At 66.9% G+C, this 24,298-nt stretch carries 23 protein-coding genes; 9 read left to right on the top strand and 14 right to left on the bottom strand.

From position 1 onward, the window contains the following. Positions 1–24: 24 nt before the first annotated feature. Both leuS and QQW98_RS05905 read right to left on the bottom strand, forming a co-directional pair. The gene (leuS, locus tag QQW98_RS05910) at positions 25–2,559 is read right to left on the bottom strand and encodes a leucine--tRNA ligase (RefSeq protein ID WP_290136603.1); all 2,535 of its coding nucleotides are present in this window, start codon (positions 2,557–2,559) and stop codon (positions 25–27) included. 51 nt (positions 2,560–2,610) lie between these two features. Beyond that, positions 2,611–3,066, bottom strand: coding sequence for a DUF3576 domain-containing protein (locus QQW98_RS05905; protein WP_290136602.1), 456 nt, complete (start codon positions 3,064–3,066; stop codon positions 2,611–2,613). Positions 3,067–3,501: 435 nt separating this feature from the next. On the opposite strand from QQW98_RS05905, the gene QQW98_RS05900 reads away from it, so the two are divergent. Together QQW98_RS05900 and phbB are read left to right on the top strand one after the other, a co-directional pair. Next, positions 3,502–4,260: a hypothetical protein gene (locus tag QQW98_RS05900; protein WP_290136601.1), complete on the top strand. Its 759-nt coding sequence runs from the start codon at positions 3,502–3,504 to the stop codon at positions 4,258–4,260. A 137-nt stretch (positions 4,261–4,397) separates the two neighbouring features. Further along, on the top strand, positions 4,398–5,120 hold the full coding sequence (gene phbB / locus QQW98_RS05895; RefSeq protein WP_290136600.1) for an acetoacetyl-CoA reductase: 723 nt from the start codon (positions 4,398–4,400) through the stop codon (positions 5,118–5,120). Positions 5,121–5,141: 21 nt separating this feature from the next. On the opposite strand, the gene QQW98_RS05890 is transcribed toward phbB, so the two are convergent. Then, the gene (locus QQW98_RS05890; RefSeq protein WP_290136599.1) at positions 5,142–5,549 is read right to left on the bottom strand and encodes a DUF4019 domain-containing protein; all 408 of its coding nucleotides are present in this window, start codon (positions 5,547–5,549) and stop codon (positions 5,142–5,144) included. Between the two features lie 294 nt (positions 5,550–5,843). Here QQW98_RS05890 and QQW98_RS05885 point away from each other — a divergent pair, with 294 nt between their 5' ends. The 3 genes from QQW98_RS05885 (at position 5,844) to QQW98_RS05875 (ending at position 6,907) form a co-directional block, all read left to right on the top strand. Then, positions 5,844–6,083 (top strand): ribbon-helix-helix domain-containing protein, encoded by a 240-nt coding sequence (locus tag QQW98_RS05885; RefSeq protein ID WP_290136598.1) that lies wholly within the window; start codon positions 5,844–5,846, stop codon positions 6,081–6,083. 80 nt (positions 6,084–6,163) lie between these two features. After that, entirely contained in the window at positions 6,164–6,322 is a 159-nt protein-coding gene (locus tag QQW98_RS05880; RefSeq protein ID WP_290136597.1) for a hypothetical protein, read from the top strand. A gap of 24 nt (positions 6,323–6,346) precedes the next feature. After that, complete coding sequence (locus QQW98_RS05875; RefSeq protein WP_290136879.1) at positions 6,347–6,907, top strand: alpha/beta hydrolase; 561 nt, start codon at positions 6,347–6,349, stop codon at positions 6,905–6,907. 51 nt (positions 6,908–6,958) lie between these two features. On the opposite strand, the gene QQW98_RS05870 is transcribed toward QQW98_RS05875, so the two are convergent. The 3 genes from QQW98_RS05870 to murA all read right to left on the bottom strand — a co-directional run bounded on the left by QQW98_RS05870 (position 6,959) and on the right by murA (position 9,693). Beyond that, complete coding sequence (locus QQW98_RS05870) at positions 6,959–7,186, bottom strand: hypothetical protein (RefSeq protein WP_290136596.1); 228 nt, start codon at positions 7,184–7,186, stop codon at positions 6,959–6,961. Between the two features lie 52 nt (positions 7,187–7,238). Next, a complete protein-coding gene (locus QQW98_RS05865; RefSeq protein ID WP_290136595.1) occupies positions 7,239–8,336 on the bottom strand; it encodes a hypothetical protein in 1,098 nt (365 codons plus the stop codon). A 73-nt stretch (positions 8,337–8,409) separates the two neighbouring features. Further along, on the bottom strand, positions 8,410–9,693 hold the full coding sequence (gene murA / locus QQW98_RS05860; RefSeq protein ID WP_290136594.1) for a UDP-N-acetylglucosamine 1-carboxyvinyltransferase: 1,284 nt from the start codon (positions 9,691–9,693) through the stop codon (positions 8,410–8,412). A gap of 81 nt (positions 9,694–9,774) precedes the next feature. On the opposite strand from murA, the gene galU reads away from it, so the two are divergent. Continuing rightward, positions 9,775–10,650, top strand: coding sequence for a UTP--glucose-1-phosphate uridylyltransferase GalU (galU, locus tag QQW98_RS05855; protein WP_290136593.1), 876 nt, complete (start codon positions 9,775–9,777; stop codon positions 10,648–10,650). A gap of 6 nt (positions 10,651–10,656) precedes the next feature. On the opposite strand, the gene QQW98_RS05850 is transcribed toward galU, so the two are convergent. The 6 genes from QQW98_RS05850 to glnE form a co-directional block, all read right to left on the bottom strand. Continuing rightward, complete coding sequence (locus QQW98_RS05850) at positions 10,657–11,949, bottom strand: cytochrome P450 (RefSeq protein WP_290136592.1); 1,293 nt, start codon at positions 11,947–11,949, stop codon at positions 10,657–10,659. Further along, the gene (locus tag QQW98_RS05845) at positions 11,946–13,478 is read right to left on the bottom strand and encodes an acyl-CoA synthetase (protein WP_290136591.1); all 1,533 of its coding nucleotides are present in this window, start codon (positions 13,476–13,478) and stop codon (positions 11,946–11,948) included. Before QQW98_RS05845 ends, QQW98_RS05850 begins: the two co-directional genes overlap by 4 nt. Positions 13,479–13,691: 213 nt before the next feature. Next, on the bottom strand, positions 13,692–14,423 hold the full coding sequence (locus tag QQW98_RS05840) for a M23 family metallopeptidase (RefSeq protein WP_404800875.1): 732 nt from the start codon (positions 14,421–14,423) through the stop codon (positions 13,692–13,694). 81 nt (positions 14,424–14,504) lie between these two features. Then, complete coding sequence (locus tag QQW98_RS05835; RefSeq protein ID WP_290136590.1) at positions 14,505–15,305, bottom strand: ferritin-like domain-containing protein; 801 nt, start codon at positions 15,303–15,305, stop codon at positions 14,505–14,507. Next, positions 15,302–15,769 carry a peroxiredoxin gene (locus tag QQW98_RS05830; RefSeq protein WP_290136589.1) on the bottom strand — a complete coding sequence of 156 codons (468 nt, stop codon included), beginning with the start codon at positions 15,767–15,769 and terminating at the stop codon, positions 15,302–15,304. Before QQW98_RS05830 ends, QQW98_RS05835 begins: the two co-directional genes overlap by 4 nt. Further along, complete coding sequence (glnE, locus tag QQW98_RS05825; protein ID WP_290136588.1) at positions 15,766–18,444, bottom strand: bifunctional [glutamate--ammonia ligase]-adenylyl-L-tyrosine phosphorylase/[glutamate--ammonia-ligase] adenylyltransferase; 2,679 nt, start codon at positions 18,442–18,444, stop codon at positions 15,766–15,768. Before glnE ends, QQW98_RS05830 begins: the two co-directional genes overlap by 4 nt. A gap of 125 nt (positions 18,445–18,569) precedes the next feature. Here glnE and QQW98_RS05820 point away from each other — a divergent pair, with 125 nt between their 5' ends. From QQW98_RS05820 to QQW98_RS05810, 3 genes are read left to right on the top strand one after another with little or no spacing between them, the layout of a single operon-like run. After that, the gene (locus QQW98_RS05820) at positions 18,570–20,264 is read left to right on the top strand and encodes a M28 family metallopeptidase (protein ID WP_290136587.1); all 1,695 of its coding nucleotides are present in this window, start codon (positions 18,570–18,572) and stop codon (positions 20,262–20,264) included. 10 nt (positions 20,265–20,274) lie between these two features. Continuing rightward, a complete protein-coding gene (locus QQW98_RS05815) occupies positions 20,275–21,252 on the top strand; it encodes an agmatine deiminase family protein (RefSeq protein WP_290136586.1) in 978 nt (325 codons plus the stop codon). A gap of 42 nt (positions 21,253–21,294) precedes the next feature. After that, positions 21,295–21,429, top strand: a complete 135-nt coding sequence (locus tag QQW98_RS05810) for a hypothetical protein (protein ID WP_290136585.1) — start codon at positions 21,295–21,297, stop codon at positions 21,427–21,429. Here the strand turns inward: QQW98_RS05810 and QQW98_RS05805 are convergent. After that, entirely contained in the window at positions 21,426–22,172 is a 747-nt protein-coding gene (locus QQW98_RS05805; protein WP_290136584.1) for a sulfite exporter TauE/SafE family protein, read from the bottom strand. The two genes, QQW98_RS05810 and QQW98_RS05805, sit on opposite strands and share 4 nt — an antisense overlap. A gap of 13 nt (positions 22,173–22,185) precedes the next feature. Continuing rightward, complete coding sequence (thrS, locus tag QQW98_RS05800) at positions 22,186–24,198, bottom strand: threonine--tRNA ligase (protein ID WP_290136583.1); 2,013 nt, start codon at positions 24,196–24,198, stop codon at positions 22,186–22,188. Between the last annotated feature and the right edge of the window lie 100 nt (positions 24,199–24,298).

Here is a 24,298-nt window from a genome sequence, read left to right as displayed (position 1 = left end):
CGAAGGGGGCGGCAGCAATTCGCATCAGGTGACGATATTCACCAATCTGTCGGGCACGACAATGACCTTGCGCACCTCGGCCCCGTCGATCGAGCGCTGGACCTTGTCGCTATTCAGCGCGCGCGCTTCCAGTTCCTCTTTCGCGAGACCCTTGGGCACGGTGAGGGTGTCGCGCAGCTTGCCCTTGTGTTGGACGGCGATGGTCACTTCGTCCTCGACCAGCAGCGCCTCGTCCACCTGAGGCCACGGGGCATCTGCGACGAGACCGGTCTGGCCCATCGCAGCCCAGCCTTCCTCGGCGAGATGCGGCATCATCGGCGCAACCATCTTGAGCAGCGCCAGGATCGCCTCGCTGCGCGACGCGGACGGCGCGGCTTTCTCCACCGCACCGGCCAGCTCGTAAATTCGCGCCACCGCCTTGTTGAAGCCCAGCGCCTCGATATCCGAGGCAACCGCGGCGATCGCCTGGTGGGTCTTGCGGACCAGCGACTTGTCCTCGCCCGCGGCAGCCGCATCGTACTGCCCGAAGATACGCCACAACCGCTGGACGAAGCGCCAGCAGCCTTCGATCCCGCTGTCGGACCACGGCAGGTCGCGTTCCGGCGGGCTGTCGGACAGCATGAACCAGCGCACCGCGTCCGCACCATAGCGGGCGATGATCGTGTCGGGATCGACGACATTCTTCTTCGACTTCGACATTTTGACGACGCGCCCGGTGGTGACCGGATACCCGTCTGCCTTCAGCACGACGGCATCGCCCTTCCGCTCAACTTCCTCGGGCAGGAAGAAGGTCTGCTGGCCGCCGTCGGGATCGCGCCGGTAATAGGTCTCGTGCGTCACCATTCCCTGCGTGAACAGGCTGGCGAAAGGCTCGGCGAAATCGAGCTTGCCGATGTGGGCGAGCGCACGGGTCCAGAAGCGAGCGTAGAGCAGGTGCAGGATCGCATGTTCGATCCCGCCGATATACTGCTCCACCGGCAACCACTGAGCCACCTCGTCCCGGTCGAAAGGCCTGTCCGCCGGCTGGCTGGCGAAGCGCAGGAAATACCACGAGCTGTCGACGAACGTGTCGAGCGTATCGGTTTCGCGTAACCCGTCGCCGCCGCAGCCGGGGCAGGTAACGCTCTTCCAGCTGTCGTGGCGCGCCAGCGGGTTACCGGGCTCCTTGAAATCGACGTCTTCGGGCAGGGTGACGGGCAACTGGTCCTTGGGCACCGGAACGATCCCGCAGGCATCGCAATGGATGAAGGGGATCGGCGTGCCCCAGTACCGCTGGCGCGACACGCCCCAGTCGCGCAGGCGCCACACTGTCTTGCCTTCGCCCCAGCCTTCGGCCTCCGCTTTGGCAATCACCGCGGCCTTGGCCTCGTCCACGCTCATGCCGTCGAGCGCGCCGGAATTGACCAGCACGCCGTCGCCAGGCTCCGCCTCCGTGCCGAACTTCTCGTCCGCCTTCGACGGGTCGCTGGCAATCACGCGCAGGATCGGCAGGTTGTATTTCATCGCGAATTCGAAATCGCGCTGGTCGTGGCCGGGCACGCCCATCACCGCGCCAGTGCCGTAGTCCATCAGCACGAAATTGGCGATGTAGACGGGCAGCGTGCGCCAGCTTTCATAGGGATGGCGCGCGGTGATCGTGGTCCGGAACCCCTTCTTCTCGGCCGATTCGACTTCCGCCGCGGTCGTGCCGCCGCGCTTGCATTCGGCGATGAAGTCGGCCGCCGTGGCATCCTTTTCCGCCGCTGCCTGCGCCAGCGGGTGGTCGGGCGCGACGGCGATGAAGCTGGCGCCGAAAATCGTGTCGGGCCGCGTCGAATAGACCGCCACCGTCCCGCCGTTCGACAGGTCGAAGGACAGCTCCAGGCCGCGCGACTTGCCGATCCAGTTTTCCTGCATCAGCCGCACCTTGTCGGGCCAGCCGTCGAGTTCGCCCAGCCCCTCCAGCAGACCCGGTGCGAACTGGGTGATCTTCAGGAACCACTGCGACAGCTTGCGCTTCTCGACCTCGGCACCGCTGCGCCAGCCGCGCCCGTCGATGACCTGCTCGTTGGCGAGTACGGTCTGGTCGACGGGGTCCCAGTTGACCTCGCTTTCCTTGCGATAGACGAGGCCCGCTTCGTACAGGTCGAGGAACAGCGCCTGCTCGTGGCCGTAATATTCCGGATCGCAAGTGGCGAATTCGCGCGTCCAGTCGAGCGCGAAGCCGAGGCGCTTCAGCTGCGCCTTCATGTTGGCGATATTGTCGCGCGTCCAGCCGCCCGGATGCACCCCCTTTTCCATCGCCGCGTTTTCCGCCGGCATGCCGAAAGCGTCCCAGCCCATCGGGTGGAGCACTGCGTGCCCGGTCGCCTTCTTATACCGCGCCAGCACGTCGCCCATCGTGTAATTGCGCACGTGGCCGATGTGGATGCGCCCGCTGGGATAGGGGAACATCTCGAGGATATAGCTCTTGGGCCGCGGATCGGCGGCGGGGTCTTCGGGCGCGACGAAACACGCACCTTCTTCCCAGGCACGCTGCCACTTGCCGTCGGCCTGCGACGGATCGAATTGCTCAGTCATTCGGTTTGCCCCCGTCCGGTCCGGATCGCGCGCGGAAATGTGCGGCGGCGATCAGCCGACCGCGTTGCGGCGCAATTCGCGGGCGCGGGTCAGGATGATGTCTTCCAGCTTCTGCACGGTGGCGGCCTGGACCGGTGCGGCGACCCATGTGCCGCCCTGGTTCACCTGCCGCGTGGCGCCGACCCGCAGCGCATCGGCGCGCAGGTCCGTGTCGAGGATTGCGACGGACAGCTTGACCCGTTCGTTCGGGTTGCTCGGCGGCGAATACCAGTCGGTGATCACGATGCCGCCGGCCGCATCGGCCTGCAGCAGCGGGGCGAAGGACAGCGTGTCGAGGCTGGCGCGCCAGAGGTACGAATTGACCCCGATCGTGTTCACTTGCGCTGCCGCCATGGTGGCAGCCGGACGGTCGCCGCCGCCGCAAGCAGCAAGTCCGGCAAGCGCCGCAGCACCGATCGCGCCGCGCAGCAGGGTCCGGGTGAACGAAGGGGTGGTGATGGCGGTCATCGCAGGCAAACTCTCTTTATACGCGGGGGCCGCCGGGCAGCCCGTCCGATTGCATGTCGCCAGCGTCTCTACCCACCCCGCGCCCGCGCCACAAGCCCGGTGGGGCGCATGCGGGAACGGCCGGCGGACCGGCGCGGGTCGCGGCAAAGCCGCCAGGGCGTGAACGCTCGCTGAAGCGACGCCCCGGGCCGGGCGCCGATGTTGACAAAGGGCAACACTCCGGGCCGCGATTGCCGCAATTTTTCGTTAAGGACTCGCCAGTTGCCCGGCACGGGCGTAACGCTATCGACTCGAAGGGGCGCTTGCCGATAGCGGCAAGCCGAAATCAGGAACCGTTCATCGCCTTCGGGTATTGAATGGTTGCTCGATATTTGGCGGGCAACGGCCCTGAACAATTGGCGGGCAATAGCCCGGACAGGGGACGAGAGAGCAACGATGGCACGGCTTGGAACATCGGCAAGGGCAGGCGGTTTCGCCGCAGGCTTGCTGTGCGCCGTCACCGCGTTTGGCCTCGTCCTGCCCGCCTCCGCCCAGGTCCGCAGCGTGGCGAGCGATGTGGTCGACCTGGCGGCACGCGGCAGTTTCGCCTCTTTCACACCCGCATCGGTTGACGATCGCCTCGCCGCCTATCTGGCCGAGCGCAGCACCGGCAAGGGCCGGATGATGCGCTTCACGCCCGCAGGCTCCGCCAGCCGTCCCGACCGGTCCGTCACCGTGGCCGTCCGCGTGGACGAGGAAACGGCCCGCGCCATCTCGGTCCGTAGCGCGATCCGCCAGGTTGCCGAACGGCCCCCGACCGCCGCGACGCTTGCCGTTGCGCCGACCAGCTACAGCCTCGGCATTGCGAAAGATTACCAAAGCTTCGCGCCGACGCAGGTCACCCTGCCCGAGAGCGTGGCCAAGGTGCAGATGCCCGACCTGTCCAAGTTCCGCCCGGCTCGCGGCGAACAGGGCAAGCCGAGCCGCTTCGGCGCGGATATCTCGCTCGCCAGCGAAACGCCGGCCGGCCGCGCGCCGCGCTCCATGTCCGGCCTCGGCGACCAGAGCGTCGATATCGAAGGCCGCTATAGCGTGACCCGCAATCTCGACGTGACCGCCGGGGTCCGCGTGTCGCAGGATCGCGAACGGCTGGCCCCGCTGGAAGACAGCAAGGATGCCGGCGCCGTCTATGTCGGCACCAAGCTGCGCTTCTAAACCGCTTCCGCCATATCGCTGAATTCGTATGAGCGCGCCTGCGCTTGCATCCCCGCGCTTGCCGCGAATCCTCCCCATGCCGTAACGTCACCTGACCCAAGCGACCGCAAAGCGGCGCGGCATCTGAGAGGACACCCATGGCACGTATCGCAATCGTCACCGGCGGCACCCGAGGCATCGGTAAGGCCATCTGCCTTGCGCTGAAAGAGGATGGCCACACGGTCGTCGCCAACTACGGAGGCAACGACGATGCGGCGAAGCGCTTTTCCGACGAGACCGGCATCCCGGCGGTAAAATTCGATGTCGGCGACCACCAGTCGGTGCTGGCTGGATGCGAGCAGGTCGCGAGCGAGCACGGCGATGTCGACATTGTCGTCAACAACGCCGGCATCACGCGCGACGGCACGCTCCACAAGATGAGCTGGGAAGACTGGAACGAGGTGATGCGCATCAACCTCGGCGGGTGCTTCAACATGGTCAAGGCGTGCTTCCCCGGCATGCGGGAGCGCGGCTGGGGCCGGATCGTCAACATCGGCAGCATCAATGGCCAGGCCGGCCAATACGGCCAGGTCAATTACGCCGCCGCCAAGTCCGGCATCCACGGCTTCACCAAGGCGCTGGCGCAGGAAGGCGCGCGGTCCGGCGTGACGGTCAACGCCATCGCCCCGGGCTATATCGACACCGACATGGTCGCCGCCGTCCCGCCGCAGGTGCTGGAAAAGATCGTCGCCAAGATCCCCGTCGGCCGGCTCGGCCAGGCGGAGGAAATCGCCCGCGGCGTGCGCTTCCTGGTGAGCGACGAGGCCGGCTTCGTCACGGGCTCCACCATGAGCATCAACGGCGGCCAGCACATGTATTGAACTGGCGCTGCCGGCGCGGCGTCACTCGACGAAGACGCCGGCAACCCGCCATGTGCCGCCTTCGCCGACGAGCGATACGGTCTCGGTCATTGCCGCCTCGCGGTTTTCGAACCGGGTGGCGAATTTCACGATCGTGTAGCCCTGCGGCGTGGGCGGCGTCTCGACCGAAACGAGCTGGCGCGAAACGGTCGCACCGAGCAGCATGCGGACGGACGCGGACACACGGGTCCGCGTTTCCAGCGTGTTGAGTTCGCGGAACGCCTCGCTCGTCAGGGCATAGCTTGCCTCCGCATTGGCGGCATCGACCAGTTCCAGCCAGCTGCGCGCAGCCGCCTGCGTCTCTTCCTGCCGCACTTCTTCGGGCGCCGGTGCGTGGCCCAGAGGGGAAGGGACGACGCCCATGGCGAGTGCTGCGAGTAAAAGGGTCATGAGCGTTACTCCTGCGAGAATGAAAAGCCGGCGCCGGCCGTGTGCCGGGCCTTGCTTGGCCTGAGCCCGGTCTGCCGCAGCCGATCGCCCGACCGCATCCCCCAATTCTTTGGGTACGAGCGAATCGGGGTGCGCTCCCTCCTCTTCCAGCAGCAGGCGCAGCGGCTCCTTTTCCTTCACGGTCAGCTGCGGCGTGTCGCTTGCCATGGCACCGGACTATGGCCGCAGCGGTTTTCCGGCCACAACAAAAAAATCGTAGGTCCGGCGGGCAGCCAGCGGCTAGGCTGAAGACCGATGGCCACAGACTACCACCCGCCGGTCAAGCGCTCGGTCGAAATCGCCGGGCACAAGACCTCGATCAGCCTGGAACCCGTGTTCTGGGACCTGCTGCGCGAGGCGGCGGAGACCGAGGGCGTTCCAGTCAACGCGCTGGTCGCTCGGATCGATGCGGAACGGATCGCCGCAGACCTACCGCCCGGACTTGCAGGGGCGGTGCGGCTGTGGCTCGTCGCGCGCCTGACGCGGGGCGATTAAGCCACGATTCACGGGTGCGGTCGCAATTCTCCGCCAGAAACGGAGGGGAGCCTTTCATGCGAGCAATTTAGGTGCTGCTGGTGGCGGCAATGGCCCTTGGCGGCTGCGCGGGCGCAATTCGCGACCGGATCTACCAGCCGATCCCGCTTGCCGACACGCCGGTCGAATTCGCCGGCGAAGCGCCGCGGTCGGTCAGTACGACCACTGCCGACGGCTTGGTCCTGCAAGGATATTACTAGCCGACCGAAGAGGGCGACGACACGCTGGTTGTCTATTTCCACGGCAACAGTTTCAACCAGCTGGTGAGTGCGCGGCGGGCCGAGCCGCTGCGCGCGGGCGGTCACGGCGTGCTGGTAGCGTCCTATCGCGGTTATGGCGGCAACCCCGGTCCGCCGAGCGAGGCCGGCCTTTTCACCGACGGCGAGGCGTGGCTGGCAGAGGCGCGCAGGCTGGCGCCCGATGCGCGCATATTCCTGTTCGGCCATTCGCTGGGCGGTGCGGTGGCGCTGGAAATGGCCGCACGGCAGGATGTCGAGGCTGTCGCCACGCTGCGCACCTTCGCCCGCATGGCCGACCAGGCCCCTGCGCTCGCGCGCGGGCTCGGGCCCGACCGGTTCGACAATGTCGCCGCGATCGCCCGCGTCAGCGAACCGGTGCTGCTGCTTCACGGCACGGAAGACGAGGTGGTGGATCCCGCAGCCGCTACGCAGCTGGAGGCCGCCGCGACCGGTCCCGCCACTTTGGTCCGCCTGACCGGCGCCGGACACCAGGTCGACCTCGCCAAGATCGCCGGGAGGCTGTGGGAAGCCTGGCTCGGCGACTGACACGAAAAGGGCGGCACGATGGCCGCCCTTTTCACGTGCTTCGTCGAAGCGTCAGTATTTCGCCGTCGCGTCGCTGGCCGGATAGGTTTCATCCAGCGCCTCGTCGGTGGCGCTCATCGGCTCGTGGCTTGCGGTCGACTCGGCGCCGGCGTTGCGGAAGGGGCCTTCCGGCTCGCCATCGGCGAATGCTGCGGAGTTCTGGTCCGTCTTGTGCTGCTCGTAAGCCTTGTACCCGAGGTAACCGAGGGCGCCGAGCGTTGCGAGTTTCAGAATTGCCATGTGTAGTCTCCTTTCCCCACCAACGCGCGAAAGGAAATTCGGGTCCGGAAAGTCACTCCGATAGTCGCACAGCCCGCACGACATAGCGCCCGCGCGGCAGCGCCAGTCGCACGTCTTCCCCGGGTTCGAAATAGACGCGGTCTTCGGGCACTGCGTCGAAAGGCTCCCCTTCGCGAAAGGCTTCGACGACAAGCGGTGCGGCCGAGCCGGCAAACTTCTGCGGAATGGCGACGACCTGCTTCCCGTCGAAACGCCATTCAGCGCGGCCGTGGACGAAAGCGGTAACAGGATGATCTACAATGAGGTCGGAAAAGCCCGCATAGTATCCCTCCGCCGTCGATAGGCGCGTCGTCGCCCCGCTGCCACGACATACAGTTTGCGCGATCGTCAGCGGGTCGATGCCGGTCAGCCGTGCAAGGCGGGCTGCCATCCATGCGGTTTCGAAGCCGTCCTCCTCGATCTCCACCGACTCGCGCGCGTGCGAGTAACCGACATGGACGACGAGTTTTTCCTCGTCACCCATCTCGGCGAGAATGGCCGCGAGATTGGCGGCTTGCGCGCTTTCTCTCAGCGCTATGCTGCGGTTGCGGTCCATGCCCCTGATTTCGGTCGGAATATGGACCTGTTCGTACGCAGCCAAGCGGAAACCGAGCGCCCGTGCACGCATGACCAATGCGCCATACGAGGGATCGGCAATGTAGTAACCGATACCCGTCGGAATCCATGAATTGCCGTCGAGGAGGTCGACTGAATCGGGCCCTTCGTCGACATTGACGAAATCCTCGGCTGCGAAAACGGTGTAGCCGAGCGGGCGGAGGCGCTCGATCAGGCGGCGCGTAAAATCGCGGTGCCGGGTGACGTAGTGGCTCTCGTTGACGATGACGATACGGGTGTCTCGCGCGCGCGCGGTGATTTCATCCAAAACCGCCTCAAGGCCTTCGACGGCTGGCTTTGCCGGAGGGCAAGTATGTGGACGATACTCGTCAGCACCGCGATAGGCCGCGCCGATATCTTCACGCCCCAGCATGCTCCATGCTTGCGCATAGCGACCGCCATCGTGCGCAACTTCGGGCAATGCCGGTTTCTCGTAAATCCACGCCGCTCCAGTCTCGCTAGCCGCGATGGGCGGCCCCGCAACCTGCAGGGACACTCCGTTTCCGGCGGGCACCGACGCACATGCACCCAGCAATAATCCGAGGAGAGGTAGTCCCCGGCGCACCCTATTATTCCGCGCCGACGCGCTCGATATCGGCGCCCACCAGCTGCAGTTTCTCTTCCAGCCGCTCGTAGCCGCGGTCGAGGTGGTAGAGGCGGTTGACGTTGGTCGTGCCATCCGCCGCGAGACCGGCGATCACCAGGCTCATCGAGGCGCGCAGGTCCGTCGCCATCACCTCCGCACCGGTCATGCTGCCCACCCCGTGGACGATCGCCGTGCGGCCCGACGTCTCTATCCGCGCGCCCATGCGGGTGAGTTCCGGCACGTGCATGTAGCGGTTCTCGAAAATGGTTTCGGTCAGCACGCTGGTGCCTTCCGCGCGGCACAGCAGCGCCATCAGCTGCGCCTGCATGTCGGTCGCAAGTCCGGGATAGGGCGCGGTGGAAAGGTTGGTAGCCAGCAGCTTGCCGTTTGCGGCGATGTGGACGCCGTTCTTCACCTCTTCGCACTCCACGCCGATATTGCGCAGGGCATGGAGCGTAGCGGCCATGTCGCCCGCCTTGGCCCCGTCCAGCGTCACCTCGCCGCCGGTGATGGCGGCGGCGCAGGCGTAGGAGCCTGCCTCGATCCGGTCGGGCATGACGCGGTAGGTGGCGCCGTGCAGTCGCTTCACCCCGTGAATCGTGAGGTCGGAGGACCCGATGCCCTCGATCTCCGCGCCCATCGCGACGAGGAGGTTGCACAGGTCGACGATCTCCGGCTCGCGCGCGGCGTTGCCCAGCCGGCTGGTGCCGTTCGCCAGCGCCGCTGCCATCAGCGCGTTCTCGGTCGCGCCGACGGAGACCACCGGAAAATCGAAATTGCCACCGGGCAGGCCGCCATCGGGCGCATGAGCGCGGACGTAGCCTTCGGCGAGCTCGATCTCCGCCCCGAACGCTTTCAGCGCTTCCAGGTGCAGGTCGATGGGCCGGTTGCCGATCGCGCAGCCGCCGGGAAGCGAGACGGTCGCCTCGCCCATGCGCGCCAGCATCGGGCCGAGCACGAGGATGGAGGCGCGCATCTTGCGCACGAGATCGTAAGGCGCGACCGTGTTGGTGACGCGCGTCGCCTCGTAGGTGACCACTCGGCCGAAATCCTCCGGCCGGTTGCCCTGGATGCTCACGGTAACGCCGAACTGCCCCATCAGGTGTTGGAAGCCGTCGATATCCGCGAGCCGCGGCAGGTTGCGCAGCGTCAGCGGCTCTTCGGTGAGCAGCGCGCAGGGGATGAGGGTGAGAGCAGCGTTCTTCGCGCCCGAAATCGGCAGCGCGCCCGACAGGCGGTTGCCGCCCTTGATGACCAGTTTGTCCATGGCGAAGCGTTTAGCGCGAATCGCGCACCTCGCAAGGTCGGCGGTTGCGGCAGGCGCCATGCCGACCTATCGCGAGACCCCATGACCAATCCTAAACCTATCCGCAAAGCCGTGTTCCCCGTTGCCGGGCTCGGCACCCGCTTCCTTCCCGCCACCAAGGCCATCCCGAAGGAATTGCTTCCCATCGTCGACAAGCCGCTGATCCAGTACGCGGTGGACGAGGCGCGCGAAGCGGGGATCGAGCAGATGATCTTCGTCACCGGGCGCGGCAAGACCGCCATCGTCGAACATTTCGACATCGCCTACGAACTCGAAACCACCATGGGAGAGCGCGGCAAGGACATGTCGGTGCTCGATTCCAGCCGCTTCACGCCGGGCGACATCATCACCGTGCGCCAGCAGGTGCCCATGGGCCTGGGCCATGCGATCTGGTGTGCGCGGGCGATCGTGGGCGACGAGCCGTTCGCCATCCTCCTGCCGGACGAGATGATGTGGGGCGAGCCGGGTTGCATGAAGCAGATGGTGGATGCCTACGCGGAAACCGGCGGCAATCTCGTCAGCGTGCTGGAAGTGCCGCGCGAAGACGTGTCGAGCTACGGCGTGATCGACCCGGGCGCGGAAAACGGCGCGCTGACCGAGGTGAAGGGGCTGGTCGAGAAGCCGCCGGTGGACGAGGCGCCGTCGAACAAGATCGTCTCCGGCCGCTACATCCTGCAGCCCGAAGTCATGCGCATCCTCGAAGACCAGGAAAAGGGCGCGGGCGGCGAAATCCAGCTGACCGACGCGATGGCCAAGATGATCGGGCAGCAGCCCTTCCACGCCGTCACCTTCGAAGGTCGCCGGTTCGACTGCGGCAGCAAGCTCGGCTTCGTGGAAGCGACGCTCGCCATCGCGCTGGAGCGCGAGGACATGGGCGGCGACGTGCGCGAAATGGCGCACCGCATCCTGGGCGATTAGGGCGGCCTAGCTGGCGGTAAAGCGGATCGGCAGGGTTTTCAGCCCGCCGACGAAGCTCGATTTCGCCCGTGCCGGTCCACCGGCGAGTTCCACCCGGTCGATCCGGTCGAGCAACGTCTCGAACAGGATGCGCATTTCAAGCCGCGCAAGGTGCAAGCCAAGGCATTGGTGCGCCCCCGCCCCGAAGGCGAGGTGCCGATTGGGCTTGCGCGATGCATCGAAGCGGCGCGGATCGTCGAATTGCGCCGGATCGTGGTTCGCGGCGACGTAGTTGAGCATCAGCCAGTCACCGGCGGCGATCTTCTGCCCGCCGAGCTCGGTGTCATGCGCCGCCGTACGCATGAAATGCTGCACCGGGCTGGTCCAGCGGATCGCTTCCTCGACAATGCCGGGCAGAAGCGAGCGGTCCGCCTTCACTTGTGCGAACTGCACCGGATCGCGGGCCAGAGCGAGCATCGCGCCCGCCGTGCTCGCGCTCGTGGTATCGTGCCCGGCTGCCGCAACGATGATGTAATAGCCCATCATGTCGCGATCGTTCAGCGGCTCCCCATCGACCATCGCATTGGCGATGGTGCTGGCGACATCGTCGGTGGGGTTGGCCCGCTTCTCGGCGGTCAGTCGCGCAAAATAGGCTTCGAAATCCTGCACCGCGCCGGCGACCAGCTGCGTGATCTGCTCGGTCGTCAAGTTCGTCATGCTCGACTGGTTCAGATCCTCGTCCTGCCCGCCGAACATCTGCTGGGTTAGCATCAGCATCCGGGCCTCGTCTTCCTCCGGCACGCCGAGTATCTGCATCACCACATGGAGCGGGTAGGGAGCAGAAACCAGCTTCACGAAGTCCGCTTCCGGTCCCGCGTCGACCAGGCGCTGCACCGTCTCGCGGGCAAGGCTTCGCACCTCGTTTTCGATCGTGCGCAGGTTCTTCGGCATGAACCAGTCCTGCGTCAGCTTGCGGTATTTCATGTGGATCGGCGCGTCGAAAGTGACGAGGCTGGCGACCATGTGCGGGCTGCCGCCGGTGAGGTTGCGTGCGAATTCGATCCCCTCGGTTAGCGAGAAAACAACCGTCTGCGGGTTGTTGAGAAAGGTCGCGTTGTCCTTCGACACGGCCATCACGTCGTCATAGCGCGTCACCAGCCAGAACGGAGGATGCATGCCTTCCGGCCCCTCGATCCACGCAACGGGCGTGTCTTCGCGCAATCGGTCGAACGTGTCGAGCAATGGGTCCCATGCAGCGTAGGCGGCAGGATCGACGACCTGTCGGGCCACGTCGGGCGACACGCTCGGCCGGGGGGTCACGAGGCCGCCTCCGCCGCGAATTCCTCTCGCAGTTTGCGCTTGTAGAGCTTGCCGTTCGCCTCGCGCGGCAGTTCCGGGCGGAAGTGGAACTGCTTGGGCATCTTGATGCGGCTGAGCTCGCGGCCGAGGAAGTCGCGCAGTTCCCCCTCCAGCGCATCGCCCGCATCGCCCATATCGACCGGCTGTACCACCGCGACCACGCGTTCGCCGAGGTCGGCATCGGGCGCGCCGATGACGGCGGCGTCCATCACCTTGTCGTGGGTGACGAGCAGGTTCTCGATCTCCTGCGGGTAGATGTTGACCCCGCCGGAAATGATCATGTGGCTGGCCCGGTCGGTGAGGTAGAGGTAGCCGTCTGCATCGACATGGCCGATGTCGCCGATGGTCATCCAGCCATGGCGGTGCATGGCCTCTGCCGTCTTGCCCGGATCCTTGTGGTATTGCGGCAGGATCTCGTTCTCGAAATAGACGAGGCCGTCGGCTCCGGCAGGCACCTCTTCCCCGTCAGCGCCGCAAATATGCAGCTTGCCGTAGATCGCCTTGCCGACAGAGCCGGGATGGGCGAGCCAGTCTTCCGCCTTGATCAGCGTCATGCCGATCCCTTCGGACCCGGCGTAGTATTCATTGATGATCGGGCCCCACCATTCGATCATCTCGCGCTTTACCGGCACCGGGCACGGCGCGGCAGCGTGGAGTGCGCGTCGGTGGCTGGAGAGATCGTACTTGGTGCGCACCGCCTGGTCCAGCTTCAGCATCCGGACGAAATGCGTCGGCACCCATTGGCTGTCGGTGACCTTGAATTGCTCAATCGCCGCCAGCGCGGCTTCGGGATCGAACTTCTCCATCACGACGACCGTACCGCCGAGGCGGTGCACCGTGCTGCACCAGCCGAGCGGCGCGGCGTGATAGAGCGGCGCGGGCGAGAGATAGACCATGCTGCCGTCGGCGGGCATGCCCGCACCCATCGTGGCGAGGCCCATCAGCGCGACCGGCGCCGTGACGTCGTCGGTCGGGGGCGGGGCCGGGCGGATGCCCTTGGGCCGGCCGGTCGTCCCGGAGGAATAGAGCATGGTGAGGCCGGGCGCCTGGTCTTCGATCGGCGCATCCGGCTGAGCAGCGATGGCGGCATCGAGATCCTCGCCATCAGCCCCGCCCATGACCAGCACCGGCAAATCGGGCAGCAGCTTGCGCACTTCCGCCACGACGCCGGCATAGGCGGCCGATGTCACAAGCAGGCGGCTATCGCTGTCTTCGAGGATATAGGCGATTTCTGGCGCGGTCAGGCGGGTGGCGACCGGCACCATCATCGTGCCCGCGCGCTGCGATCCCCAGACGAGCTCCAGGCTGCGCGGATGGTTTTCCATCAGCACCGCAAAACCATCGTCGCGCTTCAGGCCGCGGGCGCGGAGCAGCTGCGCGATACGGTTGGCCTGGCGATCGAGCTCGCCATAGGTGACCGTCTCGCCGCTGCCCGCCATGACGATGGCAGGATGGTCGGGGCGCGCCTGCGCGTGAAGGATGGGGTGCATGGTATCAGCCTCTCGTGCGCGCTCTTCATGGCGCGTCATGGGGCGAGTTTAAGCGATCGATTAAGACGCGCAAGGGGCGAAGACTCCCCCCGGTGCCCGCGCAAAGAAAAAGGCGACGGCTCGTGAGCCGTCGCCTTGCAAGGTAAGCACCCTCTCCAAAGTGCTTGCGAGGCTGGTTAGCAGCCCCGCCCTGTCGGTGCAAATGCGGTCAGCTTATTCCGCGCCGCGGATGGTGCCAGCGCCGTTCGAAGCGACGCGGATCGTCGCCGGAGCGTCTTCGATCATGTAGGGGCGCGGATCGACGGCAACGCCGGCGATGCGGATCTCATAGTGCAGGTGCGGGCCGGTCGAGCGGCCGGTCGAGCCGACGTAGCCGATAATGTCGCCCTTGCGCACGCGCTCACCTTCGCTGACGGCGAGTCGCGACATGTGCGCGAAACGGGTCTGGATGTCGTCGCCATGCTCGATCGATACATAAAGACCGTAGCTGCTGAAGCGGTTGGCGCGCGATACGATGCCGTCGGCGGTCGCGTAGATCGGCGTGCCGGTGGGCGAGGCAAGGTCCACGCCCTTGTGCGCGGCGCGGCGACGCAGGACCGGATGGTCGCGCATGCCATAATCGCTCGACAGGCGGGTATCGACCACCGGCATGCCCGACGGCACCATGGCCGAGGGACCGGCCGAATAGCTTGCCGCCATTTCCGGCTCGTCTTCGCTCTGCCAGTCGGCGAACAGTTCACGGAATTCACCGTCCGATTCGCCCAGCGCCGACTGGGTATTGTCGACAATCAGCATGTCGTTGCCCTGCGCTGCGGCCGGTGCAGCGAATGCGCACGTGACGGCTGTGGCGGCGAGGGTTGCGGCGGTGCGTAGCGACTTGAGCATCCGGGCGAGTGTCCTTCCCGACGTGCGATCCAGCACGTCTGTTGCGTCCCTGCGCAGCATGTTGCCTGCTGCGCTTCACAAATTTTCCCAAGGAAGGAACAAATCCCCTCCCGTCCTGTTGTGATGGGTAACCGGAAGTTCTTACCGTGCAACCGCCGCGTAGAATTCCCGCGACAAACCGGCTGCCTGACGCGCTGAGTCGTTGAACGGTGGTTTCAGCGCGCCGCGAAAATGCCGGTTTACTAACAAATTCCAAAGATTCGGGGGGTTCTGCCCGCGTCGTGACGCCACCCGCAGAAAGTGCTTCGTGCCGTAGGCGACATGGCGAATCTCGTCGTCAAGGATTCGCTGGAGGATGCGTGCACCGGCCGAATCGCCCTGTGCCGCCACGCGGTCGCGCGTTGCCGGCGTGATGTCGAGGCCGCGTGCCTCCAGCACCATCGGCACGATGGCGAGCCGCGCCCCGACGTCATGACGCGTCTCTTCTGCCGCCTGCCACAGCCCCGCATGGGCCGGCAGCGCGCCGTAATGGCTGCCGTGATTGCGCAGCTTGCGCGCCAGCAGGCCGAAATGCATCGCCTCGTCCGCCGCGACATCGAGGAAATCGTCCACGAACTCCCGATCCATGTCCGCCCCGAATCGCCCGGCCATGTCGAGCGCGAGGTCGATGGCGACGAATTCGATATGGGCGAGGCTGTGCCACAGCGCGATCCGTCCCCGCTCCGATCCGCCCTTGCCCCGCCGCGGCATGTCGCGGGGGGCGAGCAGCTCGGGCCGGTCCGGCCAGGCGGGCCTGTCCGGCATCGCGGTTTCGAAAGCGAAGGCCAGCGCGCCGCGGCGCCAGTCCCGCACCAGCGCGCGCGTCGCCATCGCCTTGGCGTGGGGATCGGGCGTCAGCAGCACCGCGCGGATCGCGGCAGAGACGGTTGCGTGTGACGTCAAAGCGCCTTCGCGGCGGCGAGCACCTCGTCCGCGTGGCCCTTCACCTTTACCTTGCGCCAGACGCGCGCGATCGTGCCGTCCGCAGCTAGGAGGTACGTCGTGCGCTCCATGCCCATGTAGGTGCGGCCGTACATCTGCTTTTCCACCCAGATGCCGAGCGCGTCCGCCAGACCATTGGTCTCCGGATCGCTGGCCAGAGGGGCAACGAGATCGTGCTTGGCGATGAACTTGCCGTGCTTCTTCGGCGGGTCCTTGCTGATGCCGAGCAAGGTCACGCCGGCGGCATCGAATTCGTCCTTGAGCCCGGAGAAATCCTTATTTTCGGTCGTGCAGCCGGGCGTGTCGTCCTTCGGGTAGAAAAAGACGACGGCCTTGCCAAGGCTCCCGGTGTCGATGCTGCCGCCATCGGGCGTTTCAAGGGTGAAAGCGGGAAAGGCATCGCCTTCGCCGGGTTTGTCGGTCATGGTCTCAGCTCCAGTGTTTGCCCGAAAATGTCATGCCATTCGCGCGCGATGTCGCGGCGCGCCCCCGCTATCCGATCGTGCAGTGCATCGCCATCCCCTACCCCGCATGCGCGCGCGAGGGCGAGCATGGCGGCGGGGTGCGCAGCGACGCCATCGGGCGCGAGCAGCCGCCCGCAGACGAGAACGCGGGTGAGGAAATCGTGCGCGCGGGAAAGCGACGGCGTCACTGTGCCGGCCGCCTCCAGTTCCGCAATGGCGTCATGCAGCGCGGGTTTGAATGCCGCGGCGTCGCGCAACTGCAGGAAGTGGACGAGGAATTCGCAATCGACCAGCCCGCCGCGCAGCAATTTGACGTCGAGCGGGCCGCGCGGCGGCTTGTGCTCCGCCATCTCGGCCCGCATCGCCAGCACGTCCTTGCGCAAGCCGTCCACATCGCGCGGTCGGCACAGGACTTCCCGGACAAGGCCGGCCAGTTCGGCCCGCCGCGGGTCGGAGCCGTAGACCGGCCGCGCACGGCACAGGGCCATATGCTCCCACGTCCACGCGTCATCTCGCTGATAGCGGGCGAAGCTTTCGAGGCTGGCGGCGAGCGGTCCCTGCTTGCCCTGCGGCCGCAGCCGCGTGTCGACCTCGTACAAGGCGCCCTGCGCGGTCGGCACGCTCAGCGCTGCACCGGCACGCTGGGCGAGGCGATTGAAATAAAGCGTCGGGCCGAGCGGCTTCGCCCCGTCCGATTCCCCGTCGAGCGATCCGGTGAAGAGATACACGATGTCGAGGTCGCTGGCGTAGGTGAGCGACCCGCCGCCCAGCCGCCCCAGGCCCAGCACCAGCAGCTCACGTCCGGCGAAGCGGCCGTGCCGCGTGGCATATTCCGTCTCCGCCGCCTCGGTCGCCACGATCAGCGCAGCCTCCGCCACCCGGCCCAGCCCGGCAGCGACATCGAGCGGGTCCTGCGCCGCTTCGATCAGCTGTACGCCCAGCATGAAGCGCTGCTCGCCCACCGTGCGGCGCAGGCGCTCCAGTTGCGCCTCGTAAGCGGCATCGGGCGGGCTGCGCATCCGCTGCGCCAGTTGCCCGACCGAACCCGGCAGGGCGAAAGCGCCCTTGTCGATCAGCGCGTCGAGCAGTTCGGGCCGGCGCGACAGCTCGTCGGCGAGGGGCGGGGCGAGAGTGAGGATGCGCATCAGCTGGTCGGCCAGCGCCGGGCGCGCCTCCAGCAGGCGGAACAGGTTGATTGCGCTGGGCAGGCGCTGGAGCAGGGTCTCGAACCGGGCAAGCGCGGTTTGCGGATCTCGTGCTTGCCCCAAAGCTTCCAGCAAGCCCGGCAATACCGCGCGAAAGGCGGTCTGCGCCGCGGTGGAGCGTAGAGCCTGGTAACGCCCGTCCTGCCATTTCTCGATGCGCGCGCTCAGCGCTCCGGTGTCCGCCAGCCCTGATGCCGCCAACGCCTCGCCCAGCGAGGGCGCGGCATCGTCCTCGCCATCGATCAGCTCGCCGTAGATGCGCGCCACCCGCTCGGTGTGTTCGTGGAGGTGCGCGCACCATTCCTGCGCGCCTGTGAACCCTGCCAGCCGCGCGACATTGGCAAGCTCTTCCTCCCCGCTCGGGAGCGTGTGCGTCTGGCGGTCCTGCACCATCTGAAGCCGATGCTCCGCCGTGCGCAGCGCAACATAGGCTTCGCCCATAATCCGCGCGCTGTGCCCGTCGATATGACCCGCCACCGCGAGCGCCTCCAGCGCCGGGAGGATGCGCGGATCGCGCAGCGAAGGATCGCGCCCGGCGTGGATCAGCTGGTGCGTCTGGACGAAGAACTCGATTTCGCGGATGCCGCCCAGCCCGCGCTTCACGTTGTAACCGGGTCCGGGCTGCGCCGGACCGCCCTGGTCGGCGCGGATGCGGGCCGTCAGGCGGCGGATTTCGTCGATCGCCCCGAAATCAAGGCTGCTGCGCCAGATGAACGGCCGGATCGCTTCGAGGAAGCGCGCGCCGAGCGCGGTGTCGCCAGCCGCCGCGCGCGCCCGCATGAAGGCCGCGCGCTCCCACGTGAGGGCGGAGCTTTCGTAATGCGAGGTCGCCCCGTCGATTGGCAGCGCCGGCGGCGTGACCTCTGCAGCGGGCCGCAGCCGCAGGTCGACCCGGAAGACGTAGCCGTCCGCCGTCACGCGGCCGAGCGTCTCGACCACGCGGCGGGCGATGCGCTGCGCTGCCTCGGCAGGCTCGTCCCGCTCGCGCCGCGGCAGGGTATGAGGATCGTAGATCAGGATCGGGTCGATGTCGGAACTGTAGTTGAGCTCGCGAGAGCCATGCTTGCCCAGCGCGATGGCGGCAAAGCCCTGCGGCCGGGCATCGGGCGTGCGGTGGCGGATCGCTTCCGCAATCGCGGCATCCAGAGCGCGGTCGGCGAATTCGGACAGGGTCGCGGTCACGCGCTCGAGTGTGAAGGCCCCGGCCAGGTCGCCGATGGCCAGCGCCAGCGCCAGCGCGCGTTTTTCCCGCCGCAGCGCCACGCCGATGTCCTCGATGCCTTCGCCCGCGTTCTTGGCCGCTGCCAGCGCCGCGTCCCCCTCGCCCGCAAGCAGCAGGTCCCGCAAGGCCGGCATGTCGTCCAGCGCGCGCGCGAGGAAGGGCGAATGCGCCTGCGCCCGCGTGATCGCTTCCTGCCAATCGCCTGCCATAGGCCACGCCTGCCTGCGCCCGGCCCCGCACGCAAGCCCCACACGCAAGCCCGCTTGCCGCCCGCCGCGCCCTCTGCCAGACAGGCGCGCAGCAATACGACCGACCGGACGGGGACCAGACCGACATGAAACGCACATTCCTTGCCATCACCGCCGCGCTCGCGCTGGGGGGCTGCGACATGGCCGCGATCGATGAAAGCGGCAGCGAAATCCCCTCGGTCGAGCCGGGCGACATCTCGCAAGAAACCATGGTCGAGGTCACCCGCACGCTCAGCGGCGACGATTTCGAAGGCCGCGCCCCGGGCACCGAGGGCGGTCGCAAGACCATCGCCTACCTCATCGAACAATTCGAGGCCGCCGGCCTCCAGCCGGGCAACAACGGTTCCTGGACGCAAGACGTGCCGCTGGTGGAAATTACCGGCAAGAATTTCACGCCGCTGACCGTTGCAGGCGAAAACGGCGAGCCGATGGAATTCCAGTACGGCAGCGACTGGGTCGGCGTGACCTACAAAGAAGAGGTCGACACCAAGCTGGAAGACAGCGAGCTGGTCTTCGTCGGCTACGGCATCAACGCGCCGGAGAAGGGCTGGAACGACTACGAAGGCATCGACATGGCGGGCAAGACCGCCGTGATCCTGGTGAACGATCCCGACTTCGGCACCGAGGAACTGGATGGCCCCTTCGGCGGGCGGGCCATGACCTATTACGGGCGCTGGACCTATAAGTACGAAGAAGCCGCGCGGCAGGGCGCGGCCGGCGCGATCATCGTGCACGACGAAGCGCCCGCAGCCTATGGCTGGGGCGTGGTCGAATCGAGCTGGTCCGGCCCGCAGGCCTATGCCCAGCGCGGCGAGGATGCGCCTGCGACCACGATCATGAACGGCTGGGTGCAGAAAAGCGTGGCCGAACGGATCATGACGGCGGCGGGGCAGGACCTCGGCAAGCTCAGCATGGCCGCGAAGAAGGACGGTTTCACCGCCGTGCCGCTGGGCCTCACCGCATCGACCAGCTTCCGCAACGACATCCGCAGCTTCTCCTCGCAGAACGTGATCGGGATGCTGCCGGGCAAGACGCGGCCGGAGGAATATGTGCTCCACACGGCGCACTGGGACCACCTCGGCCGCTGCAAGGCCGACGAGACAGGCGACGACATCTGCAACGGCGCGGTCGACAATGCCACGGGCACCGCCGCGCTGGTCGCGCTGGGCGCCGCCCATGCGAAGGCGGGCGCCGCCGACCGGACGCTGGTGTTCCTGGCCGTGACGGCGGAGGAATCGGGGCTGCTGGGCGCGGATTACTATGCCGCCAACCCCGTCTTCCCGCTGGCGCAGACCGTGGGCGGCATCAACATGGACGCCTTCCTGATGGCAGGCCCGGCTAACGACGTCACCGTGGTCGGTAGCGGGAAAAGCGAGCTCGACCGCTTCCTCGACAAGGCGCTGGGCGACGAGAACCGCGTCGCCACCCCCGAACCGACGCCCGAAAAGGGATACTACTACCGCAGCGACCACTTCGCTTTCGCCAAGCGCGGCGTGCCGATGCTGTATGTCGACGGGGGCGAGGACCTGAAGGACGGCGGCAACGCTGCCGGGGCCAAGGTCGCCAAGGATTACACCGACAACCGCTATCACGGACCGAAGGACGAATTCGACGAGAACTGGGACTGGTCGGGCGTGATGGCCGACCTGCAGCTGTTCTATCGCATCGGCCGGATGCTGGCGATGAGCGAGGACTGGCCGAACTGGGTCGAAGGCGACGAGTTCAAGGGTATCCGCGACGAAAGTTGCGCCGCGGGCCAAGCGAAAAAGTCGACTTGCTGACGCGCAAACCATGAGCGTGACGATGCCGCCCGAATGGGCGCTGCAGGACTGGCTGTGGATCGGCTTCCCCCACGATGCGGAGGAGTGGCCGGACACGCTGCCGCGCGCGCAGGAACAGATCGCCGCTTTTGCCAACGCGGTCGCCGACAGCGGGCAGGAGGTGCGGCTGCTGGTCCGCGACGCGGCGAACGGGGTGCGAGCGCAAGACCTCGTCTCGCCCGCCGTCACGCTGGAGCGACGCGAATATGGCGACATCTGGCTGCGCGATACCGGGCCGCTGGTCGTGCACAGTGACAACGGGCTCGTCGCGCGGCGCTTCGGTTTCAACGGCTGGGGCGGCAAGTTCCTGATGGACGGCGACCAGACCGTAGGGGCCAAGCTTGCCCGCGAGGCCGGCCTGCCACTCGAAACCGCGGAGTGGATCCTGGAAGGCGGCGCGATCGATACCGACGGCACCGGGCTGGTCGTCACGACCGAGCAATGCCTGCTGAACCCGAACCGCAACCCGCAGCTGTCCCGCGAAGATATCGAGATGCGCCTTGCCCGCGACCTCGGCTTTGACCGGGTGTTGTGGCTGGGCGACGGGTTGCTGGGCGACCATACGGACGGCCACGTCGACAACCTCGCCCGCTTCGTCGGCGAAAACACGCTGGCGCTGCCGGTGCCGAGCGGGGCGGACGATCCCAACGCCGGTGTCTATGCCGACGCGCGCGCCCGGGCCGAGGGGTTCGGTGTGAAGGTGGTGGACATCCCATCCCCCGGCCTCGTCAGCATGGGCGAGGACGCTGAGCCTGCCAGCTACATGAACTTCGCGATCACCTCGAACCTCGTCGTGGTGCCGACCTATGGCTCGGTGCATGACGAGGCGGGGGTGGCGGCCATCGCCGCGCTCTTCCCCGACCGCGCAACCATCGGCCTGCCGGCGGACGCGGTGCTGGCGGGCGGCGGCAGCTTCCACTGTGCGAGCCAGCAGATGCCTCGCGCCTGAGGCGTTTACCTTTCGTTAGGCCGCGGCTGGGAAAATGCCCGCATGAGCAAGGCCATCGCACTCGTCCGGCAGACCGCCACGCAGGCATCGCTGGATGCCGCCGACCTGGCGCGCACCGTCATCGTCGGCGCTTGCGCCATCGCGCTGATCGCCGCGGGCCCGTTCCTGCCGCTCTAGTTCAACAGCTTGATCAATGACGCCAGCGCCGTCGCCCCCAGCACGGCGGCGGTGAAGCCGCGCCACGCCTTGTCGCCGACGCGGCCCGATGCCGCCATGCCGATGCGGTTGCCGATCAGGATGAACGGGAACAGCAGCAGCGCGAGGCCGAGGAAGCGCCACTCGAACGCCCCGATGGCGAGCCCCGAACCGAGGCCCGCCAGCGCGGCCACGGTGAAGATCAGCAGCATGGAGGCCTTGGCGATCTTCCGGGCGATGTCGCGCGCGACGTAATAGGGCACGACCGGCAGGCCCGGCATTCCCGCGAAGCCCGTCAGCAGCCCACTCAGCACGCCGGTAATGCCCGTGACGACCGGACCGGGCGGCGTTGCCGGGCGCACCGGAAACAGGACCGCCCCGAACGCCGTCATGGCGGCAATGGCGATCAGCACGCGGGCAATGTCGGGCGGCGTGGCGGCAAGCAGGACCAGCCCCGGCGCGGTGGTCAGGATCACCAGGCCGGAAATGACGAGCGCGGATTTTTCCGCATCGCGAACCAGCCGCACGAATTCGGTCGCGCCGATCATCACCGCCAGGCAATTCGTGACCAGCACCGCTTCCACCGGCAGCATGGCGAGTGCGAGAACCGGCACCAGCAGGATCGCCATGCCGAAGCCTGCGAGCCCGCGCACGAAGGCCGCCGCCAGCGCGGCGATGACCGCCAGCGCGAGCTGCCCCGCGCCGTATCCTGCAAGGATTTCCACCCGGCCGGTCGAGTCAGGCGAGGTCGGGCGGGGTCGCGGCGGCGGTCAGCATGGCGATCGCTTCGTCCAGCGTCATCACCTTCTGGTGCTGTTCGCCCAGCGTGCGGACGGCGACGGTGCCTTCCTCCGCCTCGCGCTTGCCGACCACCAGCAAATGCGGGACCTTGGCGAGCGAGTGTTCGCGCACTTTGTAGTTGATCTTCTCGTTCCTGAGGTCGCTTTCGACGCGGATTCCTGCTGTGGCCAGCTTGGCGGCGACCTCTCCTGCATAGTCGTCGGCGTCGGACACGATGGTCGCCACCACCGCCTGCACCGGGGCGAGCCACACGGGCAGCTTGCCGGCGAAATGCTCGATCAGGATGCCGATGAAGCGTTCGTAGCTTCCGAAGATCGCGCGGTGGAGCATCACCGGGCGGTGCTTATCGCCATCCTCGCCGATGTAGCTCGCATCGAGGCGTTCGGGCAGGACGCGGTCGCCCTGGATCGTGCCGACCTGCCAGGTGCGACCGATCGCGTCGGTAAGGTGCCATTCCAGCTTTGGCGCGTAGAACGCGCCTTCGCCCGGAAGCTCCTCCCAGCCGAACTCCTCGTTATCCATGCCCGCTTCGGCCACGGCATCGCGCAGTTCCTGTTCCGCCTTGTCCCAGTCCGCCTCGCTGCCGAAGCGCTTTTCCGGCCGCAGGGCCAGCTTGACGTGGTAGCTGAAGCCGAAGTCGCGATAGACCTCGTCCGCCAGCTGGCAGAACTTGCGCACTTCCTCGACCACCTGGTCTTCCGTGCAAAAGATATGCGCGTCGTCCTGCGTGAACTGGCGCACGCGCATCAGCCCGTGAAGCGCGCCGTGCGGTTCGTTGCGGTGGCAGCAGCCCATTTCGCCGAGGCGGATCGGCAAGTCGCGGTAGCTGGTGATGCCTTGCTTGAAGACCAGCACGTGCGCCGGGCAATTCATCGGCTTGATCGCCATCCAGTCGGCGTCCTTGGCCACCGACGGATTCGCCGGACCGTCTCCCAGCTCGTCCACCTCCGGCACCATGTCGGGCACGGCAAACATGTTCTCCGCATATTTGCTCCAGTGGCCGGACTGTTCCCACTGGCGCACGTCCATCAGCTGTGGCGTCTTGATCTCGCGGTAACCGCCGCGGTCCATCTTGCGGCGCATGTAGGCCTCCAGCTCGCGCCAGATGCGATAGCCCTTGGGGTGCCAGAAGACGCTGCCGTGCGCCTCTTCCTGCAAGTGAAACAGGTCCATCTCGCGGCCGAGCTTGCGGTGGTCGCGCTTGGCGGCCTCCTCCAGCCGCACGAGGTGCGCGTTCAATTGCTTCTTGTTGAGCCAGCCCGTGCCATAGATGCGCGTCAGCTGCGCATTGTTCTGGTCGCCGCGCCAGTAGGCGCCGGCCACGCGCATCAGCTTGAACGCCTGGGGATCGAGCTTGCCGGTGCTGGCAAGATGGGGCCCGCGGCACATGTCGAGCCAGTCGTCACCCGAATGGTAGACCGTCAGCTCCTCGCCTTCGGGCAATTCGCGGGCCCATTCGGCCTTGAACGTCTCGCCGTCGGCTTCCCATTTCGCGATCAGGTCCTCGCGGCTCCAGACCTCGCGGCGGAGCGGCTTGTCCGCCTTGATGATGCGGCGCATTTCCTCCTCGATCGCGGGGAGGTCGTCCATGCTGAAGGGCTCGCGCCCTTCGGGTGCCTTCACGTCGTAATAGAAGCCGTCGTCCGTCGCCGGGCCGAAGGTGATCTGCGTGCCGGGGAACAGCGACTGGACCGCTTCGGCCAGCACATGCGCGAAATCGTGGCGGGCGAGCTCTAGCGCATCCTCCTCGTCACGGGCAGTCACCAGAGCCAGCTCGGCATCGCCTTCGAACGGGCGATTGATGTCGCGCAGCTCGCCATCCACGCGGGCGGCGATGGCTGCCTTGGCCAGACCGGGGCCGATGGCGGCGGCGATGTCGGCGGGGGTCGCCCCGCGCTCCACTTCGCGCACCGATCCGTCGGGCAGGCTGATCTTGAGCAATTCCGTCATTCTCTCTCGTCCAATCGCATTGCGCACACGCCATGGCATAGCGGCGCGCGGGCTGGAAGGCGTCTGTTGCTGTCGGGATCGGGAAGGACGCCGCGCCACC

This window comes from Alteriqipengyuania flavescens, assembly GCF_030406725.1.
Taxonomy (GTDB): Bacteria; Pseudomonadota; Alphaproteobacteria; order Sphingomonadales; family Sphingomonadaceae; genus Alteriqipengyuania_B; species Alteriqipengyuania_B flavescens.
This window is presented reverse-complemented; position numbering and strand designations above follow the sequence as displayed.